The organism is Rhizobium sp. RHZ02, from assembly GCF_014851575.1.
In the GTDB taxonomy this organism is placed as follows: domain Bacteria; phylum Pseudomonadota; class Alphaproteobacteria; order Rhizobiales; family Rhizobiaceae; genus Rhizobium; species Rhizobium altiplani.
The window spans coordinates 509,407-529,389 of sequence record NZ_JACUZX010000001.1; the positions used below are offsets into that span (position 1 = coordinate 509,407).

Below are 19,983 nucleotides of genomic sequence, written 5' to 3' on the forward strand. Positions count from 1 at the left end.
TGCGTCAGTCCCCGCGCCTTTCTCCCCGATCGAAAGGCGCACCATGCAAGATCAGACCTTACCGGGAATACTGCTGAGCGAACTGCGCGCGCAACCGCCGCTCGTGCACTGCATCACCAACTTCGTTGCCATGAACATCGCAGCCAATGTGCTTCTGGCCGCCGGCGCGTCTCCCGCCATGGTGCATGCGGAAGAAGAGGCTGGCGAGTTTGCGGCGATCGCAGGCGCACTGACAATCAACATCGGCACACTGTCGTCATCCTGGTTGCGCGGCATGGAGGCGGCAGCCCTCGCCGCCAGCCAGTCCGGCAAGCCATGGGTTCTCGATCCGGTTGCCCATTATGCCACCTTATTCCGCCGGGCGGCCGTTGATCGGCTGCTGGAACTCGGTCCAACCATCATTCGTGGCAACGCCTCCGAGATCATTGCCCTTGCCGGTGGCGAAAGTCGGGGCCAGGGGGTGGACAGTCGTGACGGGGTCGAACAGGCAGAGGAATCCGCCAGGCTGCTTGCGAGGACACACGGTGCGACGGTCGCGGTAACCGGCGTCGTCGATTTCGTCACCGACGGTGAACGAGCTGCCTGGATTGAAGGCGGGTCGGCCTTGATGCCCAAGGTGACCGCGCTCGGCTGCGCACTGACCTGCCTCGTCGGAGCATTCACGGCGATCCGGCCTGCCGCGCCGTTCGAGGCAACGGTTGCAGCGCTTACGACCTTTGCTGTTGCCGGTGAGATGGCAGCCAGCAGCGCGGACGGCCCGGGTTCGTTTTCTCCGGCGTTTCTCGATGCGCTTGCAGCGCTTGACGCCCCGCTCCTCGATCGCCATGCAAGGGTGCGTTTCGCATGAGGACCATCGACCTTTCACTTTATCTTGTCCTCGATCCCGGTCTTTGTGCCGGCTTCGGCATGGTGGAGACCGCGCGGGCGGCTGTTGCTGGCGGAGCGAGCGTTGTCCAGCTGCGCGACAAGCATGCCGATACACCCCTGATGATCGAAACAGGTCGGGCGCTCAAGGCGGCTTTGTCTGGCACCGGTGCCTTGCTCATCGTCAACGATGACGTGGAGGCTGCCGTCGCAATTGGTGCTGATGGTCTGCACATCGGGCAAGAGGACATGGATGCGCGAACTGCCCGCGCGCGGATTGGAGACGATATGATCCTTGGCCTCTCCGTTGAGACCGAGGCGCTGGCCGCGGGGGTCGATCCGGCAATCGTCGACTACGCGGGTATCGGCCCGGTCTTTGCGACATCGACGAAGGCGGATCACAAGGAGCCGACCGGTTTTGCTGGCCTTGCTCGCCTCGTGCGCATCTGCCCCGTTCCCGCAGTCGCAATCGGCGGGCTGAAGGCGGCTCATGTCGGGGATGTCTTTGCTGCTGGGGCTGACGGTCTTGCCGTCGTCTCTGCGATATGCGGCACGCGTGACCCTGAGGCGGCGGCTCGCGAGATCGCGGAAAACATCAGAAAGGTTCACCGATGATCCGAAACGTTCTCTCCATTGCCGGGTCCGATCCTTCCGGCGGCGCCGGAATCCAGGCGGACCTGAAGGCCGTCTCTGCCCGCGGTGTCTACGGCATGGCAGTGCTGACCGCGCTGACGGCGCAAAACACACAGGGCGTTTGCGGTGTGCATCTGGTTCCGGCTGCCTTCGTCGCCGACCAGATCAAGGCAGTGTTTGCCGATGTCCGTGTTGATGCAATCAAGATCGGCATGATTGCCAATGCCGAAATCGCCAACGCTGTCGCCGATGCGATCGAACCCCACAAGGGCATTCCGGTCGTTCTTGATCCTGTCATGGTCGCCAAGGGCGGGGCTAGCCTCCTCGATGTGTCCGCGGTCGACGTCCTCACCCGACGGCTGCTGCCGCTTGCGACGCTGCTTACTCCCAATCTTCCGGAAGCGGCAGCACTCCTGCATGGACCGACGGCCGATACCCGCGCGGACATGGCTGAGCAGGCGCAAAGCCTGCGTGCTCTTGGCCCGGAGGCGGTGCTGGTCAAGGGCGGTCATCTGCCAAGCCAGGAGAGCCCGGATGTCCTGGCGACAGCCGCAGGGTTGAGCTGGTTCGAGGGGCTCCGGATACCGACGGCGAACACGCATGGCACCGGCTGTACGCTATCGAGCGCGCTTGCCGCCGAGCTCGCGAAGGGGGCGACGCTGCCCGAGGCAGTGGCGGATGCGAAAAGCTACCTCGCCCATGCCGTCGCGCAGGCGGATACGCTTTCTGTCGGTTCCGGGCACGGGCCGGTTCAGCATTTTCATGAGCTTTGGAAGTTGAGAGAAGGACATTCGAGATGACATTGGCGATCAGCGAACAGACCGTCATCATCACCGGGGCCGGGCGTGGCCTGGGCGCCGCCATTGCTGCTGCCTTTGCCCGCGAAGGCGCGAAGGTCGCAATCAACTACCGCAACAGCCGCATCGAGGCCGAGGCGCTTGCCGCGTCATTGGGTGATCGTGCCCGAACCTTCCAGGCGGATGTCCGCGACAGCGAGGCCGTCAAGCGCATGGTGGCCGAGGTCAAGGATACACTCGGTGCGCCGACGACAGTCGTGCACAATGCCTTGACCGACTTCAGCTTCAACGGAGACGCCCGATCGAAGCTCGACCAATTGACCTGGGGTGAAATGACATCACAGCTCGATACCGCCGTGAAAGGGGCTTTGAACGTGATCCAGGCCACCCGCCCGGTCATGGCCACTGCCAGTTTTGGGCGGATCATCACGATCGGCACCAATCTCTTCCAGAACCCGGTGGTGCCCTACCATGACTACACGGCTGCCAAGGGTGCGCTTCTGTCCTTGACCCGCACGGCGGCCGCAGAGCTTGGCCCATCAGGCATTACCGTCAACATGGTCTCGGGCGGCTTGCTGCGCGCCACCGAAGCGAGCAGCGCCACACCGGATGCGGTCTTCGATCTGATTGCGGCAAACACCCCGCTCCGGCAAGTGACGACGCCCGAGGAAATGGCTGATGCGGTCCTGTTTTTCGCAAGCCCCTGGGCACGCGCCGTTTCCGGGCAGAACCTCATCGTCGACGGCGGGCTCGTCTTCGGCTGAGGCAAAGCCACCTCAGGACTTGACCGCACCCGCGGTCAAGCCGGCGATGATGTGCTTCTGCGCCAGGAAGAAGACGATGATCGTTGGCATGATTGTCAGCGTGATGAAAGCGAGCACCAGCTGCCAGGCAGTGCCGAACTCGCCGCGATAAACCATGATGCCGAGCGGCCAGGGATACATCGTCTCCGAATTCAGCATGATCAGCGGCAGGATGTAGCTGTTCCAGCTGCCGACAAAGGAGATGATGCTGACCGTTGCAATGATCGGCCGCGAGAGCGGCAGCGAGATGTGCCAGAAAAACCGGATGTAGCCACAGCCGTCGACGATGGCAGCCTGGAACAATTCTTCCGGAAGGTTGCGAAAATAGTTCCTGAACAAGAGAATGCTCATGCCGAGGCCAAAGGCGACCTGCGGCAGGACGACACCCCAGTAGGAATTCAACAGGCCCAGGTCCCGGATCCGGATGAACAAGGGAAGGATGGCGGTCGCGGCCGGAAACATCAGGCCGATCAGGAAGTAATTGAGCAGGAAGCCGGCACCGAAGAACTTTACATGCGCGAAGGTGAAGGCAGCCATGGCGGAAACCGAAACCGTCAGGCAGACAGTCAAGGTGGCGATGATCAGCGAATTCATCATCTGTCGCCAGTAACGGTCTCCGAAGAGAATGTCGGTATAGTTCTCCGGATGCCATGCGGCAGGCAGCCCGAAGGGGTTGGTTCTGAGGTCGCCGAGGTCCTTGAAGCCGCCAAGTGCCGTCGTCATCAGGGGAACCAGCACGATCGCCGCGATGAGCGTCAGCGAAACATAGAGATAGATCTTCGTGCCGGTCGTGGTCCGGGCAGATGAGGCCATGTCAGTCATTGCGCATGAATATCCGTTTGTAGCCGAAGGCCAGCGTCACGCAGATGACGAAAAGGACGACGCCGACGGCGCTGCCGAGGCCGACCTGCATGCGCGTGACGCCGAAGTTGAACAGGAAGGTGACCATGGTCTGCGTCGCATTGAACGGCCCGCCACCGGTCAGCGGCATGATGAGGTCGAAGAGCTGCAGCGAGCCGACGACGGCAAAGAAGATGGACAGGCGGACCGTCGAACCGAGAAGCGGCAGCGTGATGTAGCGGAACCGTTGCCAGCCGCTCGCGCCATCGATTTCGGCAGCCTCCAGCACGCTCTTGTCGAGCGACTGCAGCCCGGCGATGAACAGCATCATGTGGAAGCCGAAATACTTCCAGACGACGACAGCCAGCACCGCATAGATTGCCAGGTCCTTGTCTGCCAGAACATAGGGTGTCTCGACGCCAATGAGGTGGGCCGCCGAGGCAAACAAGCCATAGTCGCCGTCATAGACGAAGCGCCAGATGAGGCCTGCCGCCACCTCCGCCAGGACGTAGGGCAGAAAGAAGATCAAGCGGAAGAGAACCACACCGGCGATCCGGTGCGCCAGCATCATCGCCAGCCAGATCGCGAGCGGAATCTGAACCAGAATGGAAACAACGATGATCAGGGCATTGTTTTTCAATGCTGTTATGAAGGCGCTGTTCTTGAACAGGACCTCGAAATTCCGCATGCCGACAAACTGTGTCGGCAGACCGTAGCCATCCCACTTGTAGAGACTGTACCAGGCCGCCTCGCCCATCGGCAGGATGACGAAGATCGTGAACAGCAGCAGTGCTGGCGGCAGAAACAGAAGCAGGACAGGCAGGCGCCGCGCCAGGCTGGGATCCTTGCTGCGCGCCGACGATCTTAAAGTCGGGCGCGCACGGATGACGCTCGTCGCGCTGATGGTGGTCATTAAAGCCGATCCTCCTCATTCAGATTGAGGGCGGCGCGGATGCTTCTCCGCGCCGCGATAGTCTTGATCAGAGCTGATCCTGCTCGAAGGCTTCCTGGATCTGCTGTGCTCCATCGGCAGGGCTCATCTGCCCGGAGACTATGGCAACGGAGACATCGTTGACGACACGGCCGACCGAGGGGCCGAGATCCTGATCGAAGAAGTTCTGATGCCAGGTCGAGTGCGCCAACTGTTCGGCAGACTGATGCAACAGCGGATTGGTCACACCGTCCTCGGCACCAACGGCGACCGGGATGAGCATGCCGGCCTTGGCCATCTCGCGCTCGTTTTCGGCGTTGGTCAGATAGGCGAGGAAGTCGAGCGTTTCAGGCGGCGCCTTCTTCGTCACGGCCCAGCCATTCAATCCACCAAGCGTGTCGGTGACCGCGCCTGCGCCGCCCGTCACGGCCGGAAACGCAAAGCGGCCGATATTGTCCGGATCGAGCCCCTTGCCGTCACCGGCATTCGTGCGTTGGTTGGCCGCGGTGTTTTCAAACGCCAGGATCATTGCTGCCTTGCCATCGCCGAAGACGCCGAGCGTCTGCGGCCAGGTGGCGCCGAGATAGCCCGGCTGGAACGGCTCCAGTTTGCCGAGCTCGGCAAGCTGCTCTCCGGCCTTGATGATTGCCGGATCGTTGAAACCTTCCCCTTCACCGGTCTTGGCCGCGTCGAAGACCTTCTGGCCACCGTTGCGCATCACCAGATAGCTCCAGTAGAAATGGAGAGGCCATTTCTCGCCACCGCCGCCCGCAATCGGGACGATGCCGGCATCCTTGATCTTCTTCACGGCATTGAGATAGTCATCCCAGGACTTGATGCTGGCGGCATCGACACCGGCCTTGGCGAAAAGCGCCTTGTTGTAGAAGAAGGAGACGGTGCCCATCTTGAAAGGCACGGCGCCGATCTTGCCATCATAGGACAGGCCCTTGATCGCGGCCGGGTTGTAGCTCTTCACCCAGGCGCCGTCCTTTGCGTTCATCGCCGCCGTCAGGTCCATGAGCGTTCCGGTCGCCAGCTGCTGCTTCAGCACGCCGCCGCCCCAGCTGTAAAAGAAATCCGGCGCATCGCTCGACTGCAAGAGGGTCGGAAGCTTGGCCTTGAAAGCCTCGTTTTCCAGGAACTGCATTTCGATTTTCACGCCGGGATGTTCGGCCTGGTATTTGTCTGCAATCTTGCGCCAGATCGCGACATAGTTCGGATCGAGCTCAAGGTGCAGCCACTTGACGGTGGTGTCTGCCGCGGCACTTCCCGCAGCAATCAGGAGCGCCAGTCCCGTGGCCGCCGAGCGGGCGATGAAACGGCTGCGAAGCAAGGCTTTCGCCTTCATATGGTCAAACATGATTTTCTCCTCCAGCAAGGGCAAAAATCGTCCTCTTCAATTTTTCCCTTATGCGGATTAAATCATCGGGAGGTTTTGGCGAATGTCAACTCCCCTCGTTAAAATCGGGCAGATTTGCCTTGACAGACGGGGATGCTGGCGCGCTATTTAATTCGCATACCGTTGAAAATATGAGCCCGCACGCCGCGGTAACATTGAAGAGCCTGGCCGACCTGATGAAGACCGCAGATCCCGAATTGATGCGCGCGATCAATCGCTTGAACGTGCTGGACACGATCCGGCGTCACGGGCCCATATCGCGTGTCGAGATCAGCGAACGCACGCAGTTGTCGACCACGACCGTTTCGGCGATCACTGCTTCCTTGCTCGACGACGGGCTGATCCTGCCGCGCCACGAGGGCGATATTCGCAACGAGGCGGCACGCGGAAGGCCGCGCGTCATGCTGGAGCTCAATCCCGATGCAGCACGCGTCGTCGGGGCGAAGATCGCGGCCAACCGCCTGGTGTTCGTGGTGACCGATTTCCGTGGCGACGTGCTGTCGAAAATCACCCTGCCGATCCGCATCGACCGCCAGCCGATCGGCGTGATCGCAGACCTCGTCGAAGACGGGGTGCGCCGCTGCGTCGTCGATGCCGGCCTTTCGCTCGAGGATGTCGATAGCGTCTGCCTTGGCCTTCCCGGCGTGATCGAGCACCGAACCGGCCATATCCGCAGCAGCCCGATCTTTCGCGACACGAATGTCGATTTTGCAAGCGAGATGACGACCAGGCTTGATACCCCGACCATCGTTGAAAGCGATGCGCATGCGATCACGCTTGCCCATCACTGGTTCGGCAAGGCCCGTGACCTGGAAGACATGGTATTGATTTCGCTCGAGCAGACACTCGGTCTCGGCGTGCTTCATGACAATCAGCTGTTTCGTGGTGCTGGCGGCCTCAGCCACAATCTCGGCGACCTGGTGCTTGGCATAGGACCCAACGGGGTCGTGCGGCTATCGAGCCAGGCTGGCGAAAGCGAAATCCTTGGCGAGCAGCCGGCCAGTGGCCGCTTTGCCGAAGCCATCAAGCTTGGACGCGGCATGACGCATGCCCAGGCGCTCATCAAGGCCGAGGACAGTACGTTGATTGGCGCGGCCATCCGGGCCGGCGAAGCCGTTGGCGTTGCGATCGCCAACATCGTCACCTTGTTTGCGCCGCCCCGCGTCATCCTCGTCGGCTCCAGCCTTGCGCTAGGTGAGCCATTTCTCGACAGCCTGCGCAACGCCTATGCGCTCGCCGTTCCGCCATCGCTGAAGGGCGTTGCCGAACTCGTCTTCGACGATTCGACGGACGACTTCTGGGCGCAAGGAGCTGCTGCGGTGGCCCTTTACGAACTCTACGAGTCGCCCTGGAACACCACTGGTCCAGCGCTCTGAGCAGCAAAATCACGACATCCAACGGGAGGAAATCATGGAACCAGTCGGTATCGGCATCATCGGGTGCGGCAATATCTCCGGCGCCTATCTGAAAGCGATGGCATCCTTCCCCATCCTTGAGGTTCGCGGTGTGGCCGATCTCAACCACGCATTGGCAGAAGCCAAGGCCAGCGAATTCAACGTGCCGGCAAAGAGGATTGATGAGCTTCTCGCTGATCCGAAAGTGGAAATCATCGTCAATCTGACGGTCCCGAAGGCTCACGTTGCCGTCGGCCTGCAGGCGCTTGCGGCCGGCAAGCATGCCTATTCCGAAAAGCCGCTGGGCATCAATTTCGCGGAGGGCAAGAAGCTCGCCGAAGCCGCCAAGGCCAGGGGGCTGCGCATCGGTGCGGCTCCCGACACGTTTCTCGGCGGCGGACATCAGACGGCGCGTGCCCTCATCGATCAGGGTGTCATCGGCCAGCCGGTCGGCGGCACAGCAACTTTCATGTGCCCCGGCCACGAGCGGTGGCATCCAAATCCGGCCTTCTACTACGAGGTCGGCGGCGGACCGATGCTCGATATGGGCCCCTACTACATCACCGATCTCGTCAACCTTTTCGGACCGGTCGCGCAGGTGGCGGGCTTCGCCATCACGCCGCGAAAGGAGCGCGTGATCACCAGCGAACCGAGAAACGGGGAACACATTCCGGTACACGTACCCACCCATGTCGCCGGTCTCATGGCGTTCGCCAATGGTGCGGTCGTACAGATCGGAATGAGCTTCGACGTTGCCGGACACAAGCATGTGCCACTGGAGATCTACGGCACCGAGGGCACGCTGATCGTTCCCGATCCCAATCACTTCGGAGGCGATGTTGAAGTTTTGAAGAAAGGTGGCGCCTTCGAACAGCAGCCGCTGACGGCGCCCTATGGCGACGGCAATTATCGCTCGATCGGCGTTGCGGATCTCGCCCATGCCATCCGCTCGAACCGGCCGCATCGCGCCAACGGCGACCTGGCTCTGCATGTCCTCGAGGTCATGGAGGCCTTCCATGCTGCCTCCGAGAGCGGGCGCACGGTTGCCATCACCACTCAAACAGAGCGGCCCATGCCGCTGTCACAGTCGCTCATCGACGGGCGACTGGCCAAGTAATCATCAGGAGGAAGACTATGCGTGAAGCACTGATCGTCTGGGGCGGATGGAGTGGCCACGAGCCACAGGAATGCGCCGCAATCATCAAGGACATGCTGGAGGAAGACGGGTTCAAGGTCTACGTCGAGCACACGACCGAGGCTTTTGCGGATCCGTCCGTCCATGATCTCAGCCTCGTCGTGCCGATCGTGACGATGTCGAAGATCGAAAAGGAAGAGATCAAGAACCTCGCGGCCGCGATCGAGGGCGGCGTCGGCATTGCCGGCTACCACGGCGGCGCTGGTGATAGCTTCCGCGAATGCGTCGAATACCAGTTCATCATCGGCGGCCAGTGGGTGGCACACCCCGGCAACATCATCGACTACACCGTCAATGTCACTCGCCCGGACGACCCGATCATGGAAGGCATTACCGACTTCCCCTACACGTCCGAGCAATACTACATGCACGTCGACCCCTCGAATGAGGTGCTGGCCACGACGAGGTTCACCGGCGATCACGCCTACTGGATCGATGGTGTCGTCATGCCCGTCGCCTGGAAACGCAAATACGGCAAGGGCCGCGTTTTCTATTCCTCGCTTGGCCACCAGGCCAAGGAATTCTCGGTGCCCGAGATGAAGACCATCTTCAGGCGTGGTGCCAACTGGGCGGCACGCTGACCACCCGGTCGTGAAACCCCGGCGCTGCCATCGCGGCGCCGGTATTTTATCAGGATAGCGTACGAATTCTGCCTTTCGGATACTCAGCCGTAGCGGCTGAGATCGAGACCCTCGATCGATATCTGCGGTCTTGCCCTGTTGATGATATCTGTCAGCACTCGGCCGGAGCCGCATGCCATCGTCCAGCCAAGCGTGCCGTGGCCAGAATTGAGGTAAAGGTTGTCGTAGACGGTCTTGCCTATGATCGGCGTTCCGTCGGGCGTCATAGGGCGTAGGCCGCACCAGAACTGCGCCTGGCTCTGGTCTCCTGCCCCACCAAACAGATCTTCGACGGAATGCACGAGCGTTGCCTTGCGGGACGTCGGCAAGTCCTTGTTGAAGCGGGAGATTTCGGCCATGCCGCCAACCCGGATCCGGTCGCCAAGGCGGGTGATGGCGATCTTGAAGGTCTCGTCCATGATCGTCGAGACTGGTGCGCGGCTTTCGTCGATGATCGGAACCGTGATCGAGTATCCCTTCACCGGGTAGATCGGGATCTTCAGTCCGAGCGGCTTCAGCAGACTTGGCGTGAAGCTGCCGAACGCGGCCACGACCGCATCGCCATCGAACACGCCGCGCGATGTTTCCACCGCGCTGATCCTGTTGTTGTCGATCCGCAGCTTGTGGACATCGGTTCCGTAGACGAAATGGACGCCCAGTGCCTCGGCACGCTTGGCGAGTTCATTGGTGAACTTGAAACAGTCACCGGTCTCATCGTTGGGAAGACGCAATCCGCCGACGATCTTGTGCTTCACCGGCGAAAGCCCGGGTTCGGCGGCAACACACTGGGCCGGATCGAGCACCTCGAACGGCACGCCGTCCTTTGCAAGAACCTCGATATCCTTTGTGATCGAGTCCAGCTGCTTTTGCGTGCGAAAGAGCTGCAGGGTTCCCTGGGTTCGCTCGTCATACGGAATGCCGGTCTCAGCGCGCAGTTCAATCAGGCAGTCGCGGCTGTATTCGGCAATGCGAACCATGCGGCTCTTGTTGATGGCATAGCGCGCGGAGGTGCAATTGCGCAGCATTGCCATCACCCAGGCCCAGGTGGCCGGATCGACAGTTGGGCTGATGATCAACGGCGCATGCTTCATGAAGAGCCATTTGATGGCCTTCTGAGGTATTCCGGGGGCGGCCCATGGCGACGCGTAACCCGGCGAGATCTCACCGGCATTGGCATAGCTCGTCTCCAGCGCTGGTCCGCTCTGGCGTTCCAGCACCGTTACATCGTGTCCCGATCTTGCCAGATAGTAGGCTGTGGTGACGCCGATGACGCCGGCGCCCAAAACGGTGATCTTCATTGTGCACCCCAGAAAATGAAAGACGTCAGCTCTGATGTAGCGGCGATGGCAGCAGCGCTCCAGACCGTCGGCAGTTTACGGCAGGGGCGCCATCGTCAATGGAAAGGACGCCGCATCCGTCCGTTGCAAGCGTCACGTTGAAGGTACTGCTGTCCATGATCGGTCCCGATTTACCTTGAGTGAGGATATCGTTCGTCAAACGGAAGTTTCGCTCAATCCGTTATGGAAACAAGCAATTGCGGTCGTATTTTCGCAATTTTCATCAGATCACTGAGAGTTTTGTGCGGACTGCGCTAGATGAGGTCGCTGATGAACCGCTCTGCTGCCGGAGACAGGCTCGTGCGGCTGCGGGTTCGTGAGCCTGACGCTCGAGACGATGCTGTCGCGGAGGCTTGAGGGTTCAATCGCATTGATGGCGAGATTTCGATCAGGAAATTCCATGGTACAATTCGGCTCTTGGCGTTGTTATCCCTTGTGATTACGCACACGGAGACTTGTCTCATGAATGAAGTGGACGCGCTTTTTGCCAGCCTGCGACAGGCGGCTGACCCGCAGACGGTTGACTGTATCGAGCGCGTAGTCACGCATGGGTCCGATCGCGATCTTAATCGCATCAATGTGCTCGCCTTTGCTGATACGCATCATCTCGACGAAGAGAAAACGATCGCAGCATTTCTGCATGCAGCGCGCATAGGCGCGTTCGACATGACCTGGAATGTCCTTTGCCCAGGTTGCGGCGGCGTTCTGGACACCGGTGCAACTCTGAAAACAGTCGATCAGGAAACGTACCAGTGCGCGCTCTGCGCGGCCGGATATGAACCAACCCTCGACGAAATGGTCGAGGTGACGTTCACGGTCAGTCCGAGGGTTCGCAGGATTTCTGCCCACGAGCCCGATCGGCTTCCGCCCCTTGAATACTACCGACAGATCTTCTTCAGTTCCGGAGTCGACCTGCCAGAGGACTTCGAAGCAAGGTTCGCACGCATCCAACTGGAGATGATCGAGTTGGCTCCGGGTGAGAAGGCTTTCGTCTCACTGCACCTGCCGGCGCAATTCGTGATCATCTTCGATCCGGCAACACACGCGGCGCAGTTCATCGACGTGAAGGGGGAGCCCACCGACGAACGGCAAAACCTATCGATGGTCATCAGTAAGGCGCATGCGCTAAACGAAACGGTCCCGCTTCGTCCTGGCCCACTGCGCCTCATGCTTGAGAACCACACCGAACGCAGGGTGATACCGAACGTCTGTGTTGCAGGGGACGAGCTACACGATCTGCTGGGCCGCAGGCGAGCTTTTCTCACGGCGAAACGTCTCCTGTCGAACCAGAGTTTCCGGGACATCTATCGGACCGACACTCTTGACGTCGACCAGCGCCTCAAGATCACCAGCCTCACCTTCCTCTTTACTGACTTGAGAGGCTCGACCGCGCTCTATGAGCGCGTCGGTGACCTTGCCGCATTCGATCTGGTACGAGCGCACTTCAGGGTCCTTCACGAGATAGTTGCTGCGGAGGCCGGGGCGGTCGTCAAGACAATAGGCGACGCCGTCATGGCGACCTTCCCGAGCCCCGACCGCGCGGTGGCCGCCGCGCTCCGGATGCGCGAGGCGATGCTTCAGTTGAATGCCGAGCACGGCAGCGACGATCTTCTCCTGAAGATCGGCATCCATGAGGGACCATGTCTCGCAGTCAACCTCAACGACAGGCAGGACTACTTCGGTCAGACCGTCAATATTGCCTCCCGCGTACAGGGCCTTGCTGATCCCAATGTGATCATGACGACGGAAGCGATTGTCAAGGATACCCACGTTTCAGAAATCCTGCGTGACACCGGCATCACGTCGGTTTCCCGAATGGAGGAACTTCAGGGCATAGCGAGGGAGGTGAGAATCTTCGCGCTGTCCTGAGCCTCACCCTGTCGACCTCATCCGAACTTGAAATCCGCTTCCGCCCTATTCCGGGAGCGCTGCTCGTGCCAGCAACGAATTGCTCGACGGCAAGCCGCAAGGATTGGCGGTCGAAAAGGCGCTCAACGCGAGCTTCGCAGAGATGTCAGGCGCGGCTTCATCTGCTGCGGGGCGGCCTATTCGGGTGCGGCGATACGTATAGGACGTGTTCCGACCGGAGCGCCAGTCACGCGGTCGATGGTGACGGGATCGATCTCCGTCCCGGTCTCGGCGTCGAAGAACCGGGTTACCTTACCGCCGCCGCGATGCTTGCGTCCCCACGCGCCGATCGCAAACAGCACTGGCAGAAAGTCGCGGCCGGCTTCCGTCAGCACATACTCGTCCCTTGGCGGACGGTCGGAATAGCGTCGCTTCTCCAGCAGCCCCTCATCAGTCAGGCCTGAAAGTCGCCCCGTCAGCATCGTCGGCGCGATACCGAGGCTCTTGCGGAAATCGTCGAAGCGGGTCAGCCCCGCATGGGCGTCGCGCATGATCAGCATGCTCCATGCGTCCCCAACAAGCGCGAGGCTTCGAGCGATCAGGCAGGGCTGGTTCGAAAGATTCTTCATGTCCATATCTTTTTAGTAGTGACTCGATATCAATTTGATAGTAACTGATTGTTCATCGATGTTCCATGACAAAATCAAAGCGGAGGCCGATGAGCAAAACAGAATAGGCATTGCCTAAACCACGCTACACCGCCGGAAAAGCGGCGAGACAGGTCCGCTTCATCCGCCGCTTCCTGCCCCGAGTCCTTCGTCGACAAGAACCTTCGGAAATTCAACAAACTTCGCGATTGAGCCTTCATCGCCGCACTGCTGGCGCTGCCAGCTCATCCTAGAAACGAGAGTTAGTATGATGAAATCATTCCAGATCGATCGCTATGCGAAAGGCGGTGCCCTGCGGCTTGGCGAAGGTCCCGAGCCGGAATTGCGTGAGAACGACGTCATGGTCGAGATCCATGCCGCCGGTGTAAACCCTTTGGACAGCAAGATCAGGGACGGAGAGTTCAAGCTCGTCCTGCCCTACCGCCTTCCACTGGTTTTGGGCAACGATGTCGCGGGCGTCGTGGTCCGGGTCGGGGCCAAGGTCCGGCAATTTAAACCCGGTGATGAGGTCTATGCCCGTCCGGCCCAGGATCGCATCGGGACATTTGCGGAATATATCGCCATGGACCAGGCCGATGTAGCAATGAAGCCGAACAATCTGACCATGGAAGAGGCCGCATCCGTTCCACTTGTCGCCCTTACGGCATGGCAGGTGCTTGTCGAGCGGGCAAACGTGCAGAAGGGGCAGAAGGTCCTGATCCATGCCGGCTCGGGCGGCGTTGGCACGATCGCAATCCAGCTTGCCAAGCATCTTGGGGCATATGTGACCACCACCACGAGCTCGGCAAATATCGCTCTTGTGAAAAGTCTCGGCGCAGACGTCGTGGTCGACTACAAGAACGGTGACTTCGAGAAAGTGCTGCAGGGCTATGACGTCGTGCTGAACAGCCTCGGGAAGGATACGCTGGAGAAATCCCTTGCTGTGTTAAAGCCGGGCGGCAAGCTGCTCTCGATTTCCGGTCCGCCCGATCCGGACTTCGCGAGGCAGAACGGCTCCGGCTGGCTACTTCAACAGGTCATGCGCTTGCTGAGCTCTGGTATCAGGAGAAAATCGAGACGCCGAGGGATCAGCTATTCGTTTCACTTCATGGCAGCCAACGGCGGGCAGCTCGGAAAGATCACCTCCCTGATCGAGGCCGGTCACATACGTCCAGTGATGGACCGGGTCTTCCCGTTCGAGAGGACAAACGAGGCTCTGGACTATGTCGAAACGGGTCGTGCGAAGGGGAAGGTCGTCATCGCTGTGAAGTGACGTCTGGGGGCGAATAGAGGTCAGCGGCATTTGCCACTTGCAGCAATATCCAGGGATTGATTCCTTGCAGTGCAACGAGGGCTGCAATGAGTGATATAATGCTGTTATCCCAAGCGCAAATGCGCCGAATAAAGCCCTACTTTCCACGCGGCCTTCCGTGAGTGGATGACCGTAAGATCGTAAGTGGCACTATCTTGGTCATTCGCAACGGATTGCGCCGGTGCGACGCGCCAAAGGAATACGGTGCTTGCACGATGCTTTACAATCGCTTCATCCGCTGGAGCAGGCTCGGCGTCTTCAGTCTGGCTCTGATTAGTAAGTCCTAAACCTAGGCAAGATCCTGCTTATCCTGTGAGAGGTGCTAAGTGAGGTAGGCGATAAAGCGCTTTGCCGCAGGCGGCAAAGTCGAGCGAGTGCGGGTTAAGAGATAGAGCGAGCGCACCAGGTGTAGGTCAGCGATCTCGCGAAAGACGATCTCGTCACTTTGGATGACATCGGCAGCCTGCTGTGGCAGCAGGGCTACGCCAGCGTTGCGACTGATCAAGGTCAACTGGGCGATGGTGCTGAATGTTTGAATGCGGCCGACAGTCAGCTGTTGCGGCAGGTCAGCGCAGTCCGCGAGCATCCTCGCAATACCGGCCTGCCCGTCGAGGACTATCAGGTCATCTGGATCGATGTCGGACAGAAGGACCGAAGCTGAAGACTGGGCCAGGCGATGGCTTTTATGGCAAACGAGACCAAATCTATCTTCGCTGATCTTTTCTTCATGCAGTTCGGCCGACTTGAAACCCGGCCCGGCCAATGCGAAATCAAGCGTTTCGTCCACAACCAGACTGGCAAGGCGCTCGGCAACGTCGTCGTGAACAATGACGTCGATCCCAGGATGATCTGAGCGGAATTTAATGATCGCTTCAGAAAGCGGAGTAAGGACGGCGGATGGCGCAGCGCCTATGAGCACCCGCCCCCGCTTGAGACCACCTACCTGTCGCACATTTGCGAGCGAAAGCTCAAAACGAGCGAGAATATCGCGTGCGCCCTCCAGGAATTCCTGACCCGCTTCAGTCGCTCGTATCGGACGAGATTTCCGGTCAAAAATTGCCGTCCGGCACTCTGCTTCGAGTGTCCGAATTGTTTCGGTCAAGGCTGAGGGAACGACCCCAAGCAACAGCGCAGCTCGGGTAAAGGACCCCTCATCCATTACAGTGAGCGCTGCCCTCAGGTGTCGCAAACCGATGTTCGTGTTTTCTGGAAATATCTTCATCGAAGAAATAGCTCCAGTTCAGCGGTGGTTGGTCGAGGCGGGACGCAGAGGCACCCTGATTCTGGAATCATCTTTTACCCCGGGTCAGAATGATTGTTTTGCGAGTTTGAGATCATTGCTTACCGGATCGGATTCCATAACCGTTAGCGGGGCTCGGAGATGGCGCAGGCCCAGGTTCGTATTTTCCGAAAATATCTTCATATCTTTCTAATTATACGAACGTCGTCTTTGTGGTTCAATGCCTTTCCGTGATGCCCCTGGGTTACAGTGATAATGCACCAGAACATAAAGAAGCCCCTTTATCATCCTGCTCTTGAACGACTTCCTGCTCTTCTGAAGGAAAACGGTTTTCGTGGCGACGTCGCAAGTGATGCTGCACTTCTCGCGGCCATGTCCACCGACAACAGCGTCTATGCGATCGCGCCGGATATCGTCGTTGCCCCACGCGATGCCGAGGACGTGCGACGGCTGATGCGTGTCCTCGATACTGATGATCTCAGCAGCGTTCCCGTTACCGCGCGCGGTGGCGGCACGGGCACCAACGGCCAGAGCCTGAATGCCGGCATCATCGTAGACTTTCAGAAGTACATGAACCGTCTACTGGCGGTGAACGTCGAAGAGCAGTGGGTAGAGGTGGAGCCCGGCATCGTTCTTGATGAACTGAATGCGCAGCTTGCGTCGACCGGTCTCTTTTTTGCGCCGACGACATCAACGGCGAGCCGCTGCACCATTGGTGGCATGGTGAGCACGGATGCGTCGGGCAAGGGGTCGCGCCGCTACGGCAAGACCAGCGACAATATCCTTGGAATGGAACTCGTTCTCGATGGCGCGCGGACATTGGATAGTGCCGCGCCGCCCCCCGATTGGGCTCATGCAATGCTCTTGGAGATCGAGGGGGCCTGTCAGTCGGGTCGCGAAGCACTGCTGAAAAAAGTGCCGGCGCTTTCACGGCGTTTTACTGGTTACGATCTCGAGCGGGCCAAACCGCCTGGAGGCGATCTCGAATGGTGGCGGCTACCGATCGGCGCGGAAGGCACCCTCGGTCTCGTCACGCGGGTAAGATTGCGCCTGCTGCCGAAGCCGAAATTCAAGCGACTGGTCGTCATCGGCTTCGAGACATTTGCCGCGGCACTTGATGCGGGCGGTGCCCTTCTGGCGCATGATCCGCTGGCGATCGAAGTCATGGACGAATGGGTCCAGGGCCTGGCCGAAACGGCCGAAATTCTGCAGGCGCTGCCTGCCGGGCTTCGCGCTCGCGACGGGCAGCCGATTGCCTATAATTTCGTGGAGTTCGTCGGAGACGACGAAGCCGATCTCGCACGGCAGGTTGAAGTCCTGCGCAAGAGCGCGCTGACGCTTACCGGCGCAATCGCAAGCCACGTGGCTGTTGATGATATCGAAATGGCTGCGCTCTGGCAGGTCAGGGCGGCAAGTGTCGGGTTGCTCGGCAAGGTCGGTGGCACACGCCGGCCAATCGCTTTCGTCGAGGACTGCGTGGTGCCTGTCGAAAACCTTGCCGCCTTCGTCAGGGATTTTACGGGGCTGCTGAGCGCCAACGGCTTGAACTTTGGCATGTATGGGCATGTCGACGTTGGCTGCCTGCACATCCGCCCTGCCCTCAATATCGATCGCGACGAAGACAGGGCCATCATGAAGGCGATCTCGGACGGCGTGTTCGAATTGACGCGCAGGCATGGCGGCATCTTCTGGGGGGAGCACGGCAAGGGCGTGCGCGGCGCCTACCTGGCGGAGTTCGTTGGCGCCACGGCCTACAAGGCGTTCGGCCGCATCAAGCGGGCATTCGACCCGCGGCATCGCTTCAACCCGGGAAAACTCGTAGGTGAACCGGGTGCCCTCATGGGTATCGAGACGACCCCGTTCCGCAGCGTCAACACCGAAGACGGCGATCCTCTCAGCCTGGCGTTCAAGTGCAACGGCAATGCGCAGTGTCTGAGCTATCAGCGCAGCACCGTCATGTGCCCCTCGTTCAAGGCGACCCGTGACCTTCGCCATTCCCCGAAAGGCCGCGCCGACGCGCTGAGACATTGGCACCAGATGCATCAGAGCGGCCATGCGACCGAGGAACTGGAGGATGATGTCCTGGCCGCGCTCGACGGATGCCTTGGCTGCAAGGCCTGTGCGACGAGTTGCCCGGTGCAGGTCGACATACCCGAGATGAAATCGCATTTCCTCGACCGGCTCTATCGGAAGCGTCGACGATCACTGGCGGACAAGGCAGCGCTGTTGCTCGAAGAATATTCACCGGTTCTGGTTCGTCACAGAAAATTCGCGGCGATTTTTGCAAGACTGTTCAACCCGCTGATGGAGACACTGTCTGGTCTGCGCAACCTTCCTGCACTGGCATTTCACGATGTGGGCAGAGGCGGATATCAGACCTTTTCCGCCGAAGTGATCGCAAAACGGCAATGGCACGAGGAAACGGTCTTCATCTGGCAGGATCCGTTTACGGCGCTTTTCGACACGCAGGCAGCCCTGGCGCTCGCCGATGGTCTTAGCCGGTTTGGCTACCGGCCTGTTTTTGTCGCGATGTCCCCGGGGGGAAAGGCGGCCCACGTGCTCGGCGACAGAACCCGGTTCATCAGGCAGGCCAGGAAGCTGAGGTCGGCGATCGACGAAGTTGCCGGATCCGGCAGGGCGATGGTGGGGGTCGATCCGGCTTTCGTCATGATGATCCGCCAGGAATACAAGAAGGCCGGCCTGGCGGGGGAGCCTATTCTTCTTGTCCAGGAATTCCTGAGCGAGGAAATCGCCCGGGGACGCGCCCTGCCGAAGCTGACCGCGGCGCGATTGCCACGCAAGCTGTTCGTCCATTGCAGCGAAAGCGCTGGCGGTAGCCTGATGGACTGGAAGAGGGTTCTTGCTGCTCTTGGCGCGCCGGTCGAAATTGCGGCAACCGGATGTTGCGGCATGGCCGGCATGTTTGGCCATCAGGAGCGGCACCAAGCCCTCAGCAGGCAGACTTTTGATCTTTCCTGGGCGGGCCAGCTGCAGGGCGAAGACGAGGCGATGGTCTCCGGCTTTTCATGCCGTTGCCAAACGAAGCGATTCTCTTCTATTCGGGGTGAACATCCCATGCGATGGATTGCCGACGCAATCGATGCTGGATGAAGGCGGTACCTTCCGCGGCTTAAATAGATGAGGCGACAATGTATGAGATTGATGCTCTCGACAGGAAAATCATTCGGCAATTGCGTCTGAACTCCCGGATATCCAATGTCGACCTTGGCAAGGAAGTCGGCCTGTCCGCCTCCGCCTGCCTGCGCCGCATAGGCCTGATGGAAAAGGCAGGTATCATTAGAGGTTATACAGCCATAGTTGATGTGGTGGGTGAGGAAGCAATTGCGGTTATCATCCAGATCACACTGGAGCGTCAGACGGAGGAATACCTCAATCGCTTCGAAGCCGCCGTGCGCAAGTATCCGGAGATCCGCGAGTGCTTCCTGATGACGGGCGGGTCCGACTATATGCTTCGCGTTGACGTCGAGAGTGCCGGCGCTTTCGAACGAATCCACAAGGAAATCCTTTCTGCCCTGCCTGGGGTGCTGCGGATCAATTCCAGCTTTTCCATCCGCAACGTCCTATCGACACGCGAGAAATAGACTTCTGGGAGGGGGCGCCGCGCCGACGAAGCGTTCAACGAGCTGGAACGGCGCGGGCTTGGGCCCTTTGTCCATATGCTGCTCGGGTTGGATTTGTGCGGCGACCGCTGGCCGTGCTCGTCGGCCGATGGCGCCGATGTTGCCCGTAACTTCAAACGGAACCTGATTTGCCCCGAACGCATGGCGAGGCGGAGATGCCATTCAGCCATTTCGACCTCGAGAGATCTAATTGGAATACTGAGTGCACTCTCCTTGACAAACAAGAGGTCGCAACATGGGGAAGTTGGTTCGTTTTCGTCCAGGTCTGGCGAGAAATCATATTAGCAGGACTGTAAATAAGGTTTAGTGTGGGGCGCTTTCGGGACCGGCGTCCCGAAGGTGCGCCGTAACAGGAGGCCTCCCTTGCGCCAACCCCCGCCGGGGGGGCCTCCTGTCATAAGCCCGCCTCGGGTGAGGTTCTGAAAGAAATGGGAACCAACGGGCGCCCTATCCGTTTGGGGTTGGGCTTTGCGCATCTTCTT

At 59.8% G+C, this 19,983-nt stretch carries 17 protein-coding genes and 2 pseudogenes; 13 read left to right on the forward strand and 6 right to left on the reverse strand.

All coding sequences use genetic code 11. The features are described 5' to 3' along the window. Nucleotides 1-43 precede the first annotated feature (43 nt). Genes thiM through IB244_RS02430 form a run of 4 tightly spaced genes read left to right on the forward strand, consistent with a single transcriptional unit; the run spans nt 44 to nt 3,058 of the window. The gene (gene thiM, locus IB244_RS02415; protein ID WP_169683501.1) at nt 44-847 is read left to right on the forward strand and encodes a hydroxyethylthiazole kinase; all 804 of its coding nucleotides are present in this window, start codon (nt 44-46) and stop codon (nt 845-847) included. Beyond that, nucleotides 844-1,479 (forward strand): thiamine phosphate synthase, encoded by a 636-nt coding sequence (gene thiE, locus IB244_RS02420; RefSeq protein ID WP_169683499.1) that lies wholly within the window; start codon nt 844-846, stop codon nt 1,477-1,479. Before thiM ends, thiE begins: the two co-directional genes overlap by 4 nt. Beyond that, nucleotides 1,476-2,297: a bifunctional hydroxymethylpyrimidine kinase/phosphomethylpyrimidine kinase gene (thiD, locus tag IB244_RS02425; RefSeq protein ID WP_192303039.1), complete on the forward strand. Its 822-nt coding sequence runs from the start codon at nt 1,476-1,478 to the stop codon at nt 2,295-2,297. Before thiE ends, thiD begins: the two co-directional genes overlap by 4 nt. Then, nucleotides 2,294-3,058, forward strand: coding sequence for a 3-oxoacyl-ACP reductase (locus tag IB244_RS02430; RefSeq protein WP_169683495.1), 765 nt, complete (start codon nt 2,294-2,296; stop codon nt 3,056-3,058). The genes thiD and IB244_RS02430 overlap by 4 nt, the downstream gene beginning before the upstream one ends. 12 nt (nt 3,059-3,070) lie before the next feature. Here IB244_RS02430 and IB244_RS02435 read toward each other — a convergent pair whose 3' ends face one another. From IB244_RS02435 to IB244_RS02445, 3 genes are all read right to left on the reverse strand, one after another. Then, nucleotides 3,071-3,919, reverse strand: coding sequence for a carbohydrate ABC transporter permease (locus IB244_RS02435; protein WP_169683493.1), 849 nt, complete (start codon nt 3,917-3,919; stop codon nt 3,071-3,073). After that, nucleotides 3,912-4,850 carry a carbohydrate ABC transporter permease gene (locus IB244_RS02440; protein ID WP_169683491.1) on the reverse strand — a complete coding sequence of 313 codons (939 nt, stop codon included), beginning with the start codon at nt 4,848-4,850 and terminating at the stop codon, nt 3,912-3,914. Before IB244_RS02440 ends, IB244_RS02435 begins: the two co-directional genes overlap by 8 nt. 67 nt (nt 4,851-4,917) lie before the next feature. Then, on the reverse strand, nt 4,918-6,228 hold the full coding sequence (locus IB244_RS02445; protein WP_192303041.1) for an ABC transporter substrate-binding protein: 1,311 nt from the start codon (nt 6,226-6,228) through the stop codon (nt 4,918-4,920). A 215-nt stretch (nt 6,229-6,443) separates the two neighbouring features. Here IB244_RS02445 and IB244_RS02450 point away from each other — a divergent pair, with 215 nt between their 5' ends. From IB244_RS02450 to IB244_RS02460, 3 genes are read left to right on the forward strand one after another with little or no spacing between them, the layout of a single operon-like run. Next, nucleotides 6,444-7,643: an ROK family transcriptional regulator gene (locus IB244_RS02450; protein WP_192303142.1), complete on the forward strand. Its 1,200-nt coding sequence runs from the start codon at nt 6,444-6,446 to the stop codon at nt 7,641-7,643. Nucleotides 7,644-7,677: 34 nt separating this feature from the next. Further along, the gene (locus IB244_RS02455; RefSeq protein WP_169683485.1) at nt 7,678-8,778 is read left to right on the forward strand and encodes a Gfo/Idh/MocA family protein; all 1,101 of its coding nucleotides are present in this window, start codon (nt 7,678-7,680) and stop codon (nt 8,776-8,778) included. A gap of 17 nt (nt 8,779-8,795) precedes the next feature. Further along, nucleotides 8,796-9,437, forward strand: coding sequence for a ThuA domain-containing protein (locus IB244_RS02460; protein WP_025661301.1), 642 nt, complete (start codon nt 8,796-8,798; stop codon nt 9,435-9,437). 83 nt (nt 9,438-9,520) lie between these two features. Here the strand turns inward: IB244_RS02460 and IB244_RS02465 are convergent, their stop codons facing one another. After that, a complete protein-coding gene (locus tag IB244_RS02465; protein WP_169683483.1) occupies nt 9,521-10,774 on the reverse strand; it encodes a D-amino acid dehydrogenase in 1,254 nt (417 codons plus the stop codon). Between the two features lie 501 nt (nt 10,775-11,275). On the opposite strand from IB244_RS02465, the gene IB244_RS02470 reads away from it, so the two are divergent. After that, a complete protein-coding gene (locus tag IB244_RS02470) occupies nt 11,276-12,682 on the forward strand; it encodes an adenylate/guanylate cyclase domain-containing protein (protein ID WP_192303043.1) in 1,407 nt (468 codons plus the stop codon). A gap of 144 nt (nt 12,683-12,826) precedes the next feature. On the opposite strand, the pseudogene IB244_RS02475 reads toward IB244_RS02470, so the two are convergent. Further along, a pseudogene (locus IB244_RS02475) lies at nt 12,827-13,290 on the reverse strand (winged helix-turn-helix transcriptional regulator); the annotation flags it as partial. A gap of 107 nt (nt 13,291-13,397) precedes the next feature. Between IB244_RS02475 and IB244_RS02480 the strand changes: the two are divergent. From IB244_RS02480 to IB244_RS33055, 3 genes and pseudogenes are all read left to right on the forward strand, one after another. After that, nucleotides 13,398-13,521 (forward strand): annotated as a pseudogene (locus IB244_RS02480) (short-chain dehydrogenase/reductase); the annotation flags it as partial. Nucleotides 13,522-13,579: 58 nt separating this feature from the next. After that, a complete protein-coding gene (locus IB244_RS02485) occupies nt 13,580-14,581 on the forward strand; it encodes an NADP-dependent oxidoreductase (protein ID WP_169683516.1) in 1,002 nt (333 codons plus the stop codon). Nucleotides 14,582-14,742: 161 nt separating this feature from the next. After that, nucleotides 14,743-14,907: a transposase gene (locus tag IB244_RS33055; RefSeq protein ID WP_409564042.1), complete on the forward strand. Its 165-nt coding sequence runs from the start codon at nt 14,743-14,745 to the stop codon at nt 14,905-14,907. Nucleotides 14,908-14,942: 35 nt separating this feature from the next. Here IB244_RS33055 and IB244_RS02490 read toward each other — a convergent pair whose 3' ends face one another. After that, on the reverse strand, nt 14,943-15,842 hold the full coding sequence (locus IB244_RS02490) for a LysR family transcriptional regulator (RefSeq protein ID WP_192303045.1): 900 nt from the start codon (nt 15,840-15,842) through the stop codon (nt 14,943-14,945). Between the two features lie 273 nt (nt 15,843-16,115). Here IB244_RS02490 and IB244_RS02495 point away from each other — a divergent pair, with 273 nt between their 5' ends. Next, nucleotides 16,116-18,971 (forward strand): FAD-binding and (Fe-S)-binding domain-containing protein, encoded by a 2,856-nt coding sequence (locus IB244_RS02495; RefSeq protein ID WP_210334199.1) that lies wholly within the window; start codon nt 16,116-16,118, stop codon nt 18,969-18,971. 38 nt (nt 18,972-19,009) lie between these two features. Then, complete coding sequence (locus IB244_RS02500; RefSeq protein ID WP_192303047.1) at nt 19,010-19,462, forward strand: Lrp/AsnC family transcriptional regulator; 453 nt, start codon at nt 19,010-19,012, stop codon at nt 19,460-19,462. The last annotated feature ends 521 nt before the right edge of the window (nt 19,463-19,983 follow it).